This is a genomic window from Chloroflexus sp. MS-CIW-1, from assembly GCF_030444705.1.
In the GTDB taxonomy this organism is placed as follows: Bacteria; Chloroflexota; Chloroflexia; order Chloroflexales; family Chloroflexaceae; genus Chloroflexus.
In genome coordinates this window covers 1136420-1152042 of record NZ_JAUBWR010000001.1, presented here as the reverse complement: position 1 = coordinate 1152042, position 15623 = coordinate 1136420, and the positions used below count along the sequence as shown (strand labels likewise).

Sequence of the window (15623 nt, the reverse complement as noted above, 5' to 3'; positions counted from 1 at the left end):
TCCTTCACGTCGATGATAGTGGTGGTTCTCCCCGTCTGAGGACTTCTCGGGATCGGCCACCTTCGGCAGGGCCGACATACCCCTGTTGTTCAAGGAGATCGATCAACTGTTGGGCCTTCGAGTAACCGATGCGAAGCCGGCGCTGGAGAAGTGATGCAGAAGCGCGCTGGTGTTGTGAGACGAGCGCAATCGCCTGGGGCAGCAGCTCATCTTGTTCGGCGGGCGAGAGAAATTCGGCTGGTGGTTTAAACTCGTTGCTACCGGTGGCTGCCTGAACGGTACGCGCATGACCTGCCGCTTCCGTCGCATTTGTCTCGGCAGGCGGAGCGGCATTGCGCCAGAATTCAACGATCCGCTCAACCTCGCGGTCGGCAACGTAAGTCCCCTGGATACGCACCAACTTAGACGAGTCGGCAGCCATGTAGAGCATGTCACCACGGCCCAGGAGATGTTCAGCACCGGGCATGTCAAGGATAACGCGGCTATCGACCTGTGAGGTTACCGCGAAGGCGATCCGTGAAGGGAAATTTGCCTTAATCAAACCGGTAATCACATCGACCGACGGGCGCTGAGTAGCGATGATTAAATGAATCCCCGTTGCCCGAGCCATCTGCGCCAACCGGCAGATGTAGGTCTCAACCTCATCGGCAGCCATCATCATCAGATCGGCCAACTCATCGATCACAATGACAATATACGGCATTGGTTCGAGATCGGCCCGTTTTCGTGCCAGTTGGCGATAACTGTCGATATTACGACAGGCATTATGGGCAAAGATTTTGTAGCGGCGTTCCATCTCGCGGGTGGCCCACTTCAGCGTTGGCACAACCCGTTCTACCTCAGTCACTACCGGCGAAAGCAGGTGCGGAATGTGGTTGTAGACGATCATCTCGACCATTTTGGGGTCGATCAGAATGAACTTAAGTTCGTCGGGAGTGTGTTTCAGCAACAAACCGCAGAGAAAGGCATTAATAGCTACTGACTTCCCCGAACCGGTAGCACCGGCGACCAGTAGGTGCGGCATTTTGGTTAAATCGGCAATCACCGGCGTGCCACTAACATCCTTCCCCAGCGGCAGTTTCAAGCGGCCACGATGCAATTCGTACTCTTCGCTGTCGAGTACCTCACGCAGAGTAACCATCGCGATGGCGCTATTGGGAATCTCAATCCCAACCACATTTTTGCCGGGAATTGGCGCCTCAATCCGGATCGATTGCGCAGCCAGCGCCAAAGCCAAATCGCGTTCGAGGGTCAAAATTTTCGCGACCTTAACCCCGACTGCCGGTTGTAGTTCAAACTGCGTCACTGCCGGGCCAGTATTCACACCAACCACCCGTGCTTCAACCTTAAAGCTGGCCAATGTCTCTTCGATCACACGGGCTTTCAGCCGTCGTTCTTCATCGGTGATACCACCATCAGCGGTACGTTCAAGTAACAGATCGAGGGCCGGCAGAGGCCAGGCTCGGCGTACCGATGACAGTTCAAATCCATCGAGCGGCTCCTGGACAACCTCCTGCACAGGCTCTGGTTGTGTCGGCGTGGGCGGCTTTGGCAGCGGAGCGGCTTTGGCGGTTGGTGATGGTAACTCAGGTGTTGGGCGCTGGAACAGACTGGCCCGCGTAGGGCGCGCTGCTATCGGCGTTGGCACAATATCATCGACAGATGTCTGCGGTGGTGGTACAAAGAGTACATCGCTACTGCCACGTTGCAGTGCTGTTGGTTGTGGTAATGGCGAGCGGTGCGGTACATTCCAGAGCATCCGCCAGAATGCAGTAGTACGCTCGATCATCCCCAACACCAGCTTGCGCACAGTGAGGTTGAACGTGAGGAGTAAGCCTGTCAGACCCAGCGCCAGGATCACCATCACTGCGGCAATGCGCCCAATAGCGAGCTGTAGGAGTTCTAGGAGCCAGTAGCCAATCAGTCCACCACCCTCATTCATTCTGTCAGGGAGGAGGATGTCATGCACCGGCACTTCTAGCAAGCCTAGCATTGCCAGCAACACTAGAACTGTCCCCAATACATTCGCACCGCTCAGGCTGGCATCGGTTATCTGTTCCTGCCACAAAATAGCGATACCAATGACCAGGAGGGTAAGCGGTACAAAGAAGATACCGGCGCCGAACAACGTATGCACCAGATCGAGGTAAAGACGCCCCAAACCACCAGACTCACCGGTAAAAACAAAAATGATTGTTATCGCGGCCAGCAGGATCAGACCGATGGCAAAGAGTTCACGTTGATGTTCGGGGCGCAGGGCAACCTGCCAGGCCCCGCGTGCCTTGCCCTTTCGACTACGATTACTCGTGGTGCGCTGTTTTCCTGACGCTTTGTTCCCGCTACGTGAAGCCATGGTTCCTATTTGTCGGGTGTTTATATATGCAGTTCGATTATAGCATATTTGTGCGAGAGAGGTATAGGAGAAAACCTGACATCTCACGGCACAATTCTCGGCGTCGGCTTGCACACAACGCCCCTCATGCAGGGGTTTTCAGCGTTCTCAACTTCAAAGTACGTTCGCTACGGTTCACCAACAGAGCGACACCAACCCCTATCACCCCGCTACCGATGAGTCCTCACCTGTGCAGTCGTTCTTGATGTACGAGACTCCCACTTTCGTAGAGTGGTGGGCAACGGGAAGACATTGGCTCGTGGATGAGCACAGCAGCGGGGGACGGGTTCCAAACCCGCCAATCTGGTGTGCTCCTGCAACGGGCACAGGTCAACCACTGCTACTGCAGGACGCGGTCAGACAGCCCGCACATTAGGGAAAGCCGCATCGCTTCGGCGATCGTCGTGACAGTGCGAACAACGTTCACCTGACCAAGAACTGAGAACTTTGAGAAGCCTTACCTTCGTGTCACCCTCTTTACAAATTGCCTGTGACCGCATATAATTGTCTCAAGATATGTGGTATTTGCACCACATATCATTTTCCAACTGAGAGATGCGCTCTCAGTTATTCTTTTTATATTAAGATTTTCCAACCGTCCGGTCAGACGGTATAGGCAGCGTAGAGGCAGTAGTGATGACAGAGAAGCCAACTTATCTGACTCGCGAAGGTCGCGCCCGTTTGGAGGCAGAGCTTGAGCACCTCATTACCGTAGAGCGTAAACAGATTGCCGAACGGATCGCCGCGGCCAAAGAATTAGGCGATATCTCCGAGAGCGGTGAATATGAAGATGCCAAGAAAGCACAGGCTCTATTAGAAGGTCGCATTCGCGAGCTGAAGCACTTGCTTTCACGCGCCGAAGTGATCGACGAAGATCAGGCCAGCAATGGCGAAGTACGACTTGGTTCGTCTGTAACCGTTCGCTTTGAAGATGATGGCACAGAAGAGACGTGGACGATTGTTGGTAGCGCCGAAGCTAATCCCCGTCAGGGGCGTATCTCCAACGAATCGCCACTCGGTGCTGCGCTACTCGGCAAGCGAGCCAGAAACAAGGTGACGGTACATACTCCTTCCGGCGTCATGAAGTTGACGATTCTCAAAGTGCGATAGTAAGAAAACACCGGGCGAACGCAGCGCTATGTCAGTAGCAACCGCGTGTCGGTTGCCTGTATGTTTGTGTGCTGTTTGCTTCTATCAGGCGTCGAGAGGCCGACGCCTGATTGTATTTTTCCGGTATAATGAGAAAAAGGCAAACCGACGTTGGTGGAAGACGTCGGCAATGCATACAGTTTCGGCATAATCCTATGGAATTAAACGATTTACAGGCCCAACGTGCCGCGAAGCTCGAGCAGTTGCGAGCGGCAGGTCTTGATCCTTACCCACCTCGCTGCCAGCGTAGCCATACGATAGGGGAAGTGCTTGCCGCTTTCGACGAACTGGCTGCCAGCGCTACGCCGCTGACGCTGGCGGGGCGGATTGTCGGTGCCCGCCGAATTATGGGTAAGATCGCTTTTGCGCATATTGAAGACGGCAGCGGTGAAATTCAACTCTGGTTGAGTCGCGCCGATGTAGGCGATGAGTGGTTTGACCGTTTTCGCGACCAGCTTGATACGTTTGATATTGTGCAAGCCAGCGGGGTCCTGCGCCGCACTAAGACTGGCGAGCGGTCACTGTTTGTACGTGAACTGGCAATCTTAGCCAAGGCGATCAATCCACCACCGGAAAAATGGGCCGGTCTACAAGACGTTGAAGAACGGCATCGCCAACGTTACCTCGACTTGATTGTTAATCGCGACCGCCGCGACATCTTTCGTGCTCGCGCTCGGATTATCAGCACGATGCGGCGCGTCCTCGATGAACGCGGCTTTCTCGAGGTCGAAACCCCAGTTTTGCAACCACTTTACGGCGGTGCTGCCGCCCGCCCGTTTATCACCTATCATAATGCGCTCGGCCAAAACCTTTATCTGCGCATTGCGACCGAACTCTATCTCAAGCGATTGATCGTCGGTGGCTTCCCTGGCGTGTACGAAATTGGCAAGAACTTTCGGAATGAGGGCGTAGATCGGTCGCATAACCCTGAATTTACGATGATGGAGTGTTATCAGGCGTATGCAGATTATCACGCCATGATGACCCTCGTTGAAGAGATGCTGAGCGAAATCTGTCTAGCCGTACACGGTACTACAACAATAATCTATCAGGGACGCGAACTCGACTTTCGTCCACCGTGGCCACGGATTGCGATGGCAACGGCTATTGCCGATCGTACCGGCATTGATATTACGCAACTGACCGATCTCGCTACCCTCCAGGCAGCTATCGCCGATCGCGGGCTGAGGGTTGAGCGCAAAGCGTCGTGGGCCAAACAGGTTGACGAACTCTTCTCTGAGTTTGTGCAACCACATCTCTTCCAGCCAACGTTTATCATTGACTATCCGGTAGCGATGTCGCCCCTCGCCAAGCGAATTCCTGACCGTCCCGACTTCACCGAACGGTTTGAGGCCTTTATTGCCGGAATGGAGATCGGAAACGCTTTTACCGAACTGAACGATCCATTCGATCAAGAAGAGCGCTTCCGTGAACAATTGCGCGCATTCGATGCCGGTGACGAAGAGGCTCATCAAATGGACGAAGATTTTATTAACGCTCTCTGCTACGGTATGCCACCGACTGGCGGCTTGGGCATCGGTATTGACCGATTGGTCATGGTACTGACCGACCAATCAAACATCCGCGAAGTGATCCTCTTCCCACACTTGCGGGAACGATCCGATTAAGCAAACGGTGCTGGCAAACCATCACCAGAAAGGAGGTTTTTATGCCCCGCTCATTTACGGTTGAACGTGAGAGTTTGCCGGCGGTTGTCCAGCGTTGGATTGAGGCCATTGGTCTTGGTGAGGAGGAGTTGATTGAGCTGGTGTTTACCGAACGCGAATTGCTGATCAGACGCCCGATGAGTCCACACTTGCGCGCCTGGGCAGAAGCGATGTGTGATCAGTACGATCGCGCTTTTCGGCAGATTGTTGGCATCTAGTAACGAGATAGCGCAATGCTTGACGAAGAATCGGCGGAGATCGTCTATCTGACAAAAGATGATGTCCTTGATCTGCATACGTTTGTGGTCGAAAGGTACGGCGGTCTATTCGGGATTAAGAGTCAGGATCGCTTGCAAATGGTATTACAAGCGCCACGACAACACCTCTTCGGCACAGAATTGTATCCCGATCTGTGCAGTAAGGCCGCCGTCTTTACCTTTTTACTGGTCAAACATCATCCCTTTAACTCGGCAAATGAAGCTACTGCTTTCCTGAGTCTGCTCCGTTTCCTTGCGATCAATGGCGCTTGTTTACGACCAGAAGTTGGACCAGATGAGATTGCCTGGGTATTTCGGGCGTTAAGCCATGGCGATATGGATCGAGAAGAGCTTGAGCGCTGGCTACGCGAGAATATAGGAACGTTACCATGACGCGGGTGCTCATTAACGGCGCAAAAGGGATGCTGAGCGCACGAGTGGCGCAGTTGCTGAGTCAGCAGGATGAGGTGATTGTTTTGGGGCGGCAGTTACCAGAAGCACCCATCGGGCGCGCTGACTGGCTAACCGCACACCTTGATCGTCATCAATTGCTTGAACTCTTGCGCGCTGAACAGATTGAGACGGTCGTTCACTTCGATTTGTTGGGTTTCAACGAGCCATTACCCGATCACGAAACCACCGTCCAGCATAACGTTATTGGCACAATGGAGCTTCTCGGTGCCTGTCGTGCTGCCGGAGTACGCCACATCGTACTGCGAAGTCATGGCTGGATTTACGGTGCCAGTCCCCTTAATCCGTTATTCATCAGCGAAGAACATCCGATCAGAACCCAGCATTATCGTGGACTGTTACGTACCCTGGGTGAGGTTGAGCAGATCGTTAGCGATTTCGCCGCACGCCATACGCAAATCACGGTGACGGTGCTGCGCTGTGCACCATTGCTGAATCCGCAAAGCCAGCTTATACGCTATCTCTGTTCGCCATCGCCCCAGGTATTGTTCGGTTTTGACCCAATGATCCAGTTGCTGCACGTAGACGATGCTGCCCAGGCGGTGGTCGCCGCCGTCCAGCAACCGATAGGTGGGGCATTTAATATCGCTCCGGCGCAACCAATGCCGCTCAGTCAGGTGATCCGACGGCTTGGTCATCAGCCGGTTCCGGTGTTAGGGCCGCTCTTCGACAATCAGCCACCACCAGGATGGCCCTTTGAAGTCGATTTTTTACGCTACCGCTGTACCATCGATCCGCAACGGGCCTGTCGTCTGTTGGGATGGTCGGCAAGGTACGATATGGCGACAGCCCTCGACTCACTCAAGCCACTATCACCGGAAGAGGAACGCGCAGCGGCCGCACGTGCGCTCGATGAATTTTTGAACCGCAGGAGAAGAACTGATGAACGATGAGCCGGTTGATCCCCAGGCTACACCTAAAGAGCCGCGCCGCTCACGCCGACGGCGAGTGCAGACGGTGACTGTGGAGACGGAGCAGGGACCGCTCCAGGCGGCAACTGACGACGGTGCAGAAGCAGGAGCAGTTGACCCGCCACAACCAACACCGCAACCTTTAGAATGGGATGAACCAACACCGGCTCGCCGAACGAGTGAGCAATTCTTTGAAGTGGAGGTTGATATTCGCCAGCAGAGTGATCAACAACCTTCACCACAGGCAGCATTAGGTCATTTTGCGGCTGGTGTTATACGGCTGATTGGGGAAAATCTCCAACGTATGACCCAGGCGCAGATCGAGCGCGTGAATAGCATGCTGCAAGGAGTCGATCTGCGCGATTACCTCGACCCCGATTTCTGGAAAGGCATCGGGATGGTGCTACGGTATCAGATCGACGAGCAGGTCAACTTTATTCAACGTCGGTTACGCGGTGAGTACAGCACCGATCCCTTCGGCATGGATCGTGAGATTATCGAAATCGCCCGCCCGTTTCTTACCTTCATGTACACAACGTGGTGGCGGGTAACGGCCACTGGTCTTGAACACGTACCCGCCCAGGGGCGCGCCTTACTGGTCGCAAATCACAGTGGGGTCTTACCCTGGGATGGGGCAATGATTGCAACTGCGGTTGCTAATGAACATCCGGCTCAGAACGAACGGATTGTGCGCTCGTTGCACTTACACTGGTTTACGACCCTGCCGGTGATTGCTCCGACACTGGCTGCTCTTGGTCAGGTGCCAGGGATTCCAGAGAATGCAATCCGGTTGCTCGAACAGGATGAATTGGTCTGTGTCTTCCCGGAAGGTCTGAAAGGGGTGGGGAAGCTCTTTAAAGATCGCTACAAGCTGGCTCGCTTTGGTCGTGGTGGGTTTGTACAGGCAGCGTTGCGCACTCAGGCGCCGATTATACCGGTCGCCGTTGTTGGCGCCGAAGAGATTTATCCGATGCTTGCAAATGCCGAGGGGGTGGCAAAGTTGTTCGGTTTCCCCTATTTTCCGCTCACGCCATTCTTTCCATGGTTTGGGTTGCTAGGGGTTATTCCCTTGCCAACGCGCTGGAGCATCACCTTTTGTCCACCCATAGCAACGGATAGTTATGAACCAGAAGCAGCCGATGATCCTATCACGGTGCTGGCGTTGACAGAGCAGGTGCGCGAGATTATCCAGGAGACAATCAACCAGAAGCTGGCTGAACGCACGTCAGTATTTTGAGTAGTGGCGATGGCGTCGTTTGATACATTAAGAGGAAACAAGGGGTGCAGTAGGGCTGCACCCTTATCATTTGTAGTGATGTAGAAGACAGAGATCGCTCAAATAAGGAAAATACCCTCCCATTGATGAGATGTTGGGTAATGTAGCCTGCCAAAAACGGAGGCTGGCGATGATTAAACATTTGCACAAAGCAGAGGAAAGGGTGCAGGTAACAGGAGCGAGAATAATTCTTTCTCACGTTACAAGCATACTTTTTGATAGCGCTTCATATCAATGCGTATATCTGGGATTTAACACCATTGCATAGCAGGCTGAAAGTGTGGTAAGAATAACATAGGATATGCTCTGGTTGCTAGATTAGGACCTCACATGCCATACCGCATCTGGATAATTGTGATCAGTCTCGTTGGCTTGATTTCCTGTACTGTTGTGCCAGGAAGCAGGACAGATGAACCATCTATACCGCCTACCGCGCCAATCGTGGCGTCGGTTGCAACAATTCAGCCCACCACTACCGTTACGGCAACTTCGAATACGTTGATAAGCAGCACTCCCGTTACAAATGAATCGACATCTACACCAGAACCGTCCATGACAGCTATTGATCCAGCGACATTTGATTATGCGCTTGAGCGTATCGCTGATGGCTTTTCGCATCCGACTCATCTCACCCACCCTGGTGATGGGAGCGGACGGTTGTTTGTAGTTGAGCAGGCCGGTCAAATTTGGATTTTGCACAACGGCAAACGATTATCAACTCCATTCCTCGATATTCGTGAACGGGTAGGATCACGTGGCAATGAACAGGGATTGCTCAGCGTCGCGTTTCATCCACAGTACGCGGCAAATGGAAGGTTCTTTGTAAACTATACCGATACGCGCGGCAACACGGTGATCGCCGAATACCGTGTCAGCAACAATCCTGACCAGGCAGACCCAAGCAGCGCCCGTGTGTTGTTGCGCATTGAACAGCCTGCCGCGAATCATAATGGTGGCTTATTACTGTTTGGCCCTGATGGCTACCTCTACATTGGCACCGGTGATGGTGGTGGGGCTGGCGATCCGATCAATGCTGGACAGCGGTTAGACACACTGCTTGGCAAGTTGCTGAGAATCGATGTGGACAATGGTCAACCTTATACGATCCCGCCCGATAATCCTTTCGTTGGATTGTCTGGCGCTTTGCCAGAAATTTGGGCTTACGGGCTGCGCAACCCGTGGCGCTTTACCTTCGATCCGGTGCGTGAGCTGATTTTCATCGCTGATGTTGGACAGAATGCGCAGGAAGAGGTCAACGTCGCTTCGGCTCAGGCAGGCGGTTTGAATTATGGCTGGCGGCTCATGGAGGGTGACCAGTGCTATCGATCAGCGAACTGCGATCCGACCGGTCTGGTTTTACCGGTAGCGGTGTATGGTCACGATAGCGCTACCGGTGGTTGTTCGGTGACCGGAGGTGAGGTGTATCGCGGTGGGCGTCAACCGCTGCTGAACGGTATCTATTTTTATGCTGATTTTTGTACCGGTAATCTGTGGGCGCTCTGGGCCGATGGTGAATCCTGGCAACATGCACTGATTACCCGTGTGCGAATTCAAACAACCTCGTTCGGATTAGATGAAGCGGGAGAGCTGTATTTGCTTGACCGGGCTGGTGGGGTGTACCGGCTGGTTGCCTCTGGACATCGAGACAGGTAATACCACATCATGGTTTTTCAGCGGTCTCAGCTTTTCGATCATGCGCTCACATACCCGCCAAAAACGCTCTGATCAGACGCATCAATTCGGCGGGTTGATCTTCTTGAATGGTGTGACCGCTATTGGCAACGAACACCAGTTGGCAATTGGGAATGGCGGCAGCCAGGCGTTGTACATCTTGTGGTAAGTTGTTCTTTTCGCCGTCACCATTGATGAGCAACACTGGACAGCGAATGTGCGACGCTGCACGCAGGCAAATGTCACCACCGGCGGCCAGTATGGCCTCGGCTGCCCTTACCCAACCCTCTATCATTGGTTCGAGCTGTTCACGACCGTGTAATGCAATAATCTCGTCTCGCCAGGCTGCCCGTTGCTCACCCCAGGCTGAAACCGGTAACCAGTCTTGCACAGCGTCAACCATGGCCTGACTGATCACACCAGAGACACCCCACGCCACTACACCACGCACCAGATCAGGATGCCGTGCTGCGAGAAGTAATGCACTCTCGGCGCCATCGCTAAACCCCATCACAACCACCGGTTCTGGTCGTAGCATATCGAGCAGTTCGGCCATATCATCCGCGTCGCGCTGATAGAAGTTGGGTGGAAAATCGCGATTCGGTGGCCGACTGGCGCCATATCCACGTAAATCGGGGGCGATAATCCGATAATCCGGGCTGAGTTCATCGATAAGCAAGCCCAAGTGACTGCGCGCTGTGCCGGTAAAACCGTGCATAAGTAAGAGCGGTAAGCCACTCCCTACATCGTGATATGCGATGATTGCTCCATCACGTAGCGTAACTTGTCTAAGCATAAAAATCCTATAATGATAACAAACAGCGATAATGTACTTACTGTGAAACCAAGATTGAGAGTTATGCAATGACCATAGAAGACTTGCGTGCCATTCCGTTGTTCGCCAGTCTTGATGAGGCAACGCTAGCCGATACTGCTCGTCGGGTACAAATCTGCAACTATCGAGCTGGTCAATATATCATACACGAAGATCAACCCGCCCATGCCATTTTCTTTGTTGTCCGTGGTCGAGTACGGCTGTCACGCACTGCCCCTGATGGTCGAGAGCAGGTACTGGCGATGGCAGGACCGGGTGAATACTTCAATGCAGTACCAATCTTCGACGGTGGAACGAGTCCGGCGTCAGCACGAGCGATGAGTCAGGTTACCTGTCTGATACTGGAACGTGATGATCTACTGATGCTTATTCGCAAACACCCTGATCTAGCCCTGGCCGCCCTTTCTGATCTAGCCGGTCAATTACGCGAACTGGTGATGCTGGTAGAAGACCTGGCTTTCCGTTCGGTACGCGCACGCCTGGCGCGATTATTACTGGCCGAAGCTGCCGAAGGAACTGCTGAAGTGACGCAGCAAGAGCTGGCTGAACGCACCGGTACCGTGCGTGAAATTGCCGGGCGAGCACTACGCCGGATGGCCGAGGAACGACTGGTGAAGTTAGAACGCGGGCGAGTCATCGTATTAGATCGAACGCGGCTGGCGAAAGTGGCAGAAGAATAGGGTAGGGTGACGAGTGTGCAGAACAGAATCACCCCACACGCTCGCAACGATAGAGTGAAGCGTGTGGGGTGGCAAGGGTATGCTCAGCGAGCACAAGCCCTACTGAAAGAGAGCAGCGACCGTATTATACATATCAGCCAGTGAACCGCCGACAGCACTGATCGCCAGAACACAAACAAGTGCAATTAACGTAATAATTAACCCGTACTCGGCCAATCCCTGACCCCGTTCGCGTTGCTGCCCTAATCGGCGTACCAGGAACAACACGTGGGTAAGCATAGCATGATCACCTCCTTTCTTTTTATAATGCCACTGTATCCTGAATTTACACAACATGCAATCAGAAGAGAGTACTATTACGCAATAGTACCAGCGTCATCGATGGAGCCTCCATTCCCTGGCAGTAGTAGATAGTCGGTGCGGCAGGTGCTTCCTTTACTCACGGGTTACCGCTCATCGTGGCAAGTGACCTCATAAGGAAACCTGGGTGCGCGGGTCGCTGGCCCGCATCATGCGGTGTATAGGCAGTGGCTGCGTTAGACGCTGACCGGCACCGCGTGCGCGGGTCGCTGGCCCGCATCGTGCAGTGTGTAGGCAGTGGCTGCGTTAGACGCTGACCGGCACCGCGTGCGCAGGTCGCTGGCCCGCATCGCACGGTGTATAGGCAGTGGCTGCGTTAGACGCTGACCAGCATCGCGTGCGCGGGCCTCTGGCCCGCATCGCACGGTGTATGGGCAGTGGCTGCGTTAGACGCTGACCGGCACCGCGTGCGCGGGCCTCTGGCCCGCATCGCACGGTGTATGGGCAGTGGCTGCGTCAGACGCTGACCGGCATCGCGTGCGCGGGCCGCTGGCCCGCATCGCACGGTGTATAGGCAGTAGCTGCGTCAGATGCTGACCGGCACCGCGTGCGCGGGTCGCTGGCCCGCATCGCGCGGTGTGTAGACAAGGACTATCATTTGTTCCCTCAACATGTCATTTGGGCCAGGATTGAAATACGCTCCCACTGCTCACCCCAATCTTCTCTACGACTACACGAAGGCTTTAAAATTTGCTCTAAGTGTACGGATCGTGCATACTACCGGTGGACATCTTAACCCTGAACTGAGGAGTTACATGATGAGCACAACCTGGCGCGTACCGTTTGGCGATCTGCGGCGTAGCCATCAAGCGATTAACACCGAACTCATCGCCGCCGTAAGGCGAGTTATTGAAAGTGGCTGGTATATTCTAGGCAACGAAGTGGCAGCGTTCGAGCAGGAGTTTGCTGCTGCCTGTGGCGTGAACCATTGTGTCGGCGTAGCCAGCGGTGCTGAAGCACTCTACCTGGCGCTGGTTGCAGCGGGGATCGGTCCAGGCGATGAGGTAATTACAGTTGCCAATGCATGCATGTACGACGTGTCTGCCATCTTACAGGCTGGTGCCCGTCCAATCCTGGTTGATGTCGATCCGACTACCCAGAATCTCGATCCGGCGGCAATGGCAGCGGCAATTACGCCGCGCACCAGAGCTGTGATACCGGTACATCTCTTTGGACGGCTCGCCGATATGGCAGCGATCAATGACCTGGCCAAACGACACGATCTCGTTGTTATCGAAGATGCGGCTCAGGCCCATGGTGCATGGCGAATCGATTCAACGGGGCAACCACGACAGGCCGGGCAGTGGGGTGATATTGCCGCATTCAGTTTCTACCCGACCAAGAATTTGGGCGCGTTGGGGGATGGCGGAGCAGTGGTAACTAACCAGACCTCACTCGCCGAACGACTGCGACGCCTCCGCATGTACGGTTGGGAGCGAAAATATTACACGACCGAAATCGGTGGACGTAATTCTCGCCTCGATGAGCTGCAAGCGGCTTTGTTGCGTGTGAAACTCGCTCATCTTGCAGCAGCGAACGCTGCCCGGCGCGAACGCGCTGGCTGGTATGCTGCGGCGTTAGCCGATGTACCAATTGGTCTACCCGTAGATGAACCAGGCCACGTGTATCACCTCTACGTGATTACCCTTCCCGACCGGGTTACTCGCGACCGGCTACGTGAGCATCTCCTCGCCCACGGTGTCGGCTGCGATATTCACTACCCAACACCTACCCATCTGCAACCGGCTTATGCTGAGCTGGGGTATCGAGCGGGTAGTCTACCGGTAACCGAAGACCTGGCTGGCCGGATTTTATCGTTACCCATGTACCCTGAATTAACTTACGAAGAAGTTATGTTTGTGGCTGAAACAGTACGAACGAGGGTCGTATGATTGATTTCCAGCAATTTGCCGGTGCAAATGTCCTGATCACCGGTGGTCTGGGCTTTATCGGCTCGAATCTGGCCCATCGATTAGTCGAGCTGGGTGCAAATATTACGCTGGTTGATTCGCTGATCCCGGAGTATGGCGGGAATCTTTACAACATCGCCGGTATTGAGAATCGGGTGCGGGTGAACATCGCTGACGTGCGTGATGAATACTCGATGAACTATCTGGTACAGGGGCAAGATTTTCTCTTCAACCTCGCCGGGCAAACCAGCCATCTCGACTCGATGCGCAACCCCTACATTGACCTCGACATCAATTGTCGAGCCCAGCTTTCCATCCTCGAAGCCTGTCGTAAAAATAACCCGCGTATCACGATTGTCTATGCGTCCACCCGCCAGATTTATGGCAAGCCTGACTATCTTCCAGTTGATGAACGCCATTTATTACACCCAGTTGATGTAAACGGGATCAATAAAATGGCCGGTGAATGGTACCATATTCTCTACAACAATGTTTATGGTATTCGCGCATGTGCATTACGCCTGACCAACACGTATGGCCCACGGATGCGAGTCAAAGATGCGCGTCAGACCTTTCTTGGCATCTGGATCAGAAATGTCATCGATGGTAAGCCGATACAGGTTTGGGGCGATGGAAAACAACTGCGCGATTTTACCTACATCGATGATTGTGTTGATGCGTTGTTACTGGCCGCACTACACCCAGCAGCCGGCGGACAAATTTTTAATCTAGGTGGACTCGAAGTGATTAATTTACGTGATCTGGCAGCACTCACGGTTGAGATTGCCGGCGGCGGGAGTTATGAAATTATTCCCTACCCTCCAGATCGCAAACCGATCGATATTGGCGACTACTACGCCGATGATCGCCGGATTCGGACGATGCTAGGTTGGCAGCCGCGAATCGATCTCCGCACCGGTCTGGCGCGAACCATCGCGTTTTATCGTGAACATCGCCGCCATTACTGGGAACCATCACCGGATGAAGGTTAATAAAAACCGCTACAATATTCATCAAACCGTCAAGATTGGTCACTACAATGTAAGTCAATGATATACAGAGGAGCACAACATCTATGCGCGTATTAATTACCGGAGGAGCAGGCTTTCTAGGTTCACACCTGTGTGATCGCTTTCTGGCTGAAGGGCATACGGTGATCGCGATGGATAATCTGATCACCGGCAGTACCGACAATATCGCTCATCTGGCCGGTCATCCTCGCTTCCTCTTTATTCATCACGATGTCACGAACTATATTTACATCGAAGGACCCATCGACGCCGTATTGCACTTCGCCTCACCGGCGTCGCCAATTGATTACCTTGAGCTGCCGATTCAGACGCTCAAAGTTGGTGCCCTTGGCACCCATAAAGCACTTGGTCTAGCGCGGGCAAAAGGTGCTCGCTTTTTACTCGCTTCGACTTCAGAAGTCTACGGCGATCCCCAAGTCCATCCACAACCCGAAAGTTATTACGGTCACGTTAATCCGGTTGGGCCACGCGGTGTGTACGATGAAGCCAAGCGTTTCGCCGAAGCCATGACGATGGCGTACCACAACTACCACGGTGTGGAGACGCGCATTGTTCGTATCTTCAATACGTATGGCCCGCGGATGCGGCTCCGCGATGGGAGGGTCGTTCCCAATTTTATTTCGCAAGCCTTACGTGGCGAACCACTCACCATTTACGGGGATGGCAGTCAGACCCGCTCGTTTCAGTATGTCTCCGATCTGGTAGAGGGCGTCTACCGATTGCTGTTTAGCGATGAAGTCGAACCGGTGAACATTGGCAATCCCAGTGAATTTACAATTGCCGAGTTCGCCCAGATCGTCAATGAAATAACCGGTAACAAAGCAGGGGTTGTCTACCGCGATCTCCGCACCAAAGATGACCCTCAAGTACGTCAACCTGATATAAACAAAGCCCGACGGATTCTCAACTGGGAACCAAAAGTATCCCTACGCGAAGGCCTAGAACAGACTATTCCCTGGTTCCGGCAGGAACTGCAACGACGTGGCGAGCTATAACTAGCACGAGGAGGCAGA

The 15623-nt window shown here is 53.7% G+C and carries 14 protein-coding genes; 11 read left to right on the top strand and 3 right to left on the bottom strand.

Annotated elements, in window-relative coordinates:
* Positions 1 to 4 precede the first annotated feature (4 nt).
* A complete protein-coding gene (locus QTO31_RS04580) occupies positions 5 to 2353 on the bottom strand; it encodes a DNA translocase FtsK (protein WP_301428239.1) in 2349 nt (782 codons plus the stop codon).
* Between the two features lie 675 nt (positions 2354 to 3028).
* On the opposite strand from QTO31_RS04580, the gene greA reads away from it, so the two are divergent.
* From greA to QTO31_RS04545, 7 genes are all read left to right on the top strand, one after another.
* Positions 3029 to 3502, top strand: a complete 474-nt coding sequence (greA, locus tag QTO31_RS04575) for a transcription elongation factor GreA (RefSeq protein ID WP_028458119.1) — start codon at positions 3029 to 3031, stop codon at positions 3500 to 3502.
* Between the two features lie 194 nt (positions 3503 to 3696).
* Positions 3697 to 5169 carry a lysine--tRNA ligase gene (lysS, locus tag QTO31_RS04570; RefSeq protein WP_301428238.1) on the top strand — a complete coding sequence of 491 codons (1473 nt, stop codon included), beginning with the start codon at positions 3697 to 3699 and terminating at the stop codon, positions 5167 to 5169.
* 41 nt (positions 5170 to 5210) lie between these two features.
* Entirely contained in the window at positions 5211 to 5426 is a 216-nt protein-coding gene (locus QTO31_RS04565) for a hypothetical protein (RefSeq protein ID WP_031460061.1), read from the top strand.
* Positions 5427 to 5441: 15 nt separating this feature from the next.
* The gene (locus QTO31_RS04560; RefSeq protein WP_031460062.1) at positions 5442 to 5858 is read left to right on the top strand and encodes a type II toxin-antitoxin system death-on-curing family toxin; all 417 of its coding nucleotides are present in this window, start codon (positions 5442 to 5444) and stop codon (positions 5856 to 5858) included.
* Positions 5855 to 6829, top strand: coding sequence for an NAD-dependent epimerase/dehydratase family protein (locus tag QTO31_RS04555; RefSeq protein ID WP_301428237.1), 975 nt, complete (start codon positions 5855 to 5857; stop codon positions 6827 to 6829). The genes QTO31_RS04560 and QTO31_RS04555 overlap by 4 nt, the downstream gene beginning before the upstream one ends.
* Positions 6819 to 8084, top strand: a complete 1266-nt coding sequence (locus QTO31_RS04550; protein WP_301428235.1) for a lysophospholipid acyltransferase family protein — start codon at positions 6819 to 6821, stop codon at positions 8082 to 8084. Before QTO31_RS04555 ends, QTO31_RS04550 begins: the two co-directional genes overlap by 11 nt.
* A gap of 591 nt (positions 8085 to 8675) precedes the next feature.
* Positions 8676 to 9776 (top strand): PQQ-dependent sugar dehydrogenase, encoded by a 1101-nt coding sequence (locus tag QTO31_RS04545; protein WP_301428233.1) that lies wholly within the window; start codon positions 8676 to 8678, stop codon positions 9774 to 9776.
* Positions 9777 to 9822: 46 nt separating this feature from the next.
* On the opposite strand, the gene QTO31_RS04540 is transcribed toward QTO31_RS04545, so the two are convergent.
* Positions 9823 to 10590 (bottom strand): alpha/beta fold hydrolase, encoded by a 768-nt coding sequence (locus tag QTO31_RS04540; RefSeq protein WP_301428232.1) that lies wholly within the window; start codon positions 10588 to 10590, stop codon positions 9823 to 9825.
* Positions 10591 to 10658: 68 nt separating this feature from the next.
* Here QTO31_RS04540 and QTO31_RS04535 point away from each other — a divergent pair, with 68 nt between their 5' ends.
* Complete coding sequence (locus tag QTO31_RS04535; RefSeq protein ID WP_031460067.1) at positions 10659 to 11309, top strand: Crp/Fnr family transcriptional regulator; 651 nt, start codon at positions 10659 to 10661, stop codon at positions 11307 to 11309.
* Positions 11310 to 11408: 99 nt separating this feature from the next.
* Here the strand turns inward: QTO31_RS04535 and QTO31_RS04530 are convergent, their stop codons facing one another.
* The gene (locus QTO31_RS04530) at positions 11409 to 11588 is read right to left on the bottom strand and encodes a Flp family type IVb pilin (RefSeq protein ID WP_031460068.1); all 180 of its coding nucleotides are present in this window, start codon (positions 11586 to 11588) and stop codon (positions 11409 to 11411) included.
* Positions 11589 to 12427: 839 nt separating this feature from the next.
* On the opposite strand from QTO31_RS04530, the gene QTO31_RS04525 reads away from it, so the two are divergent.
* The 3 genes from QTO31_RS04525 (at position 12428) to QTO31_RS04515 (ending at position 15605) form a co-directional block, all read left to right on the top strand.
* Positions 12428 to 13561, top strand: coding sequence for a DegT/DnrJ/EryC1/StrS family aminotransferase (locus QTO31_RS04525; RefSeq protein ID WP_301429437.1), 1134 nt, complete (start codon positions 12428 to 12430; stop codon positions 13559 to 13561).
* Positions 13558 to 14571 carry an NAD-dependent epimerase/dehydratase family protein gene (locus tag QTO31_RS04520; protein ID WP_301428230.1) on the top strand — a complete coding sequence of 338 codons (1014 nt, stop codon included), beginning with the start codon at positions 13558 to 13560 and terminating at the stop codon, positions 14569 to 14571. The genes QTO31_RS04525 and QTO31_RS04520 overlap by 4 nt, the downstream gene beginning before the upstream one ends.
* An 83-nt stretch (positions 14572 to 14654) precedes the next feature.
* Positions 14655 to 15605 carry a UDP-glucuronic acid decarboxylase family protein gene (locus tag QTO31_RS04515; protein ID WP_301428228.1) on the top strand — a complete coding sequence of 317 codons (951 nt, stop codon included), beginning with the start codon at positions 14655 to 14657 and terminating at the stop codon, positions 15603 to 15605.
* Positions 15606 to 15623 lie beyond the last annotated feature (18 nt).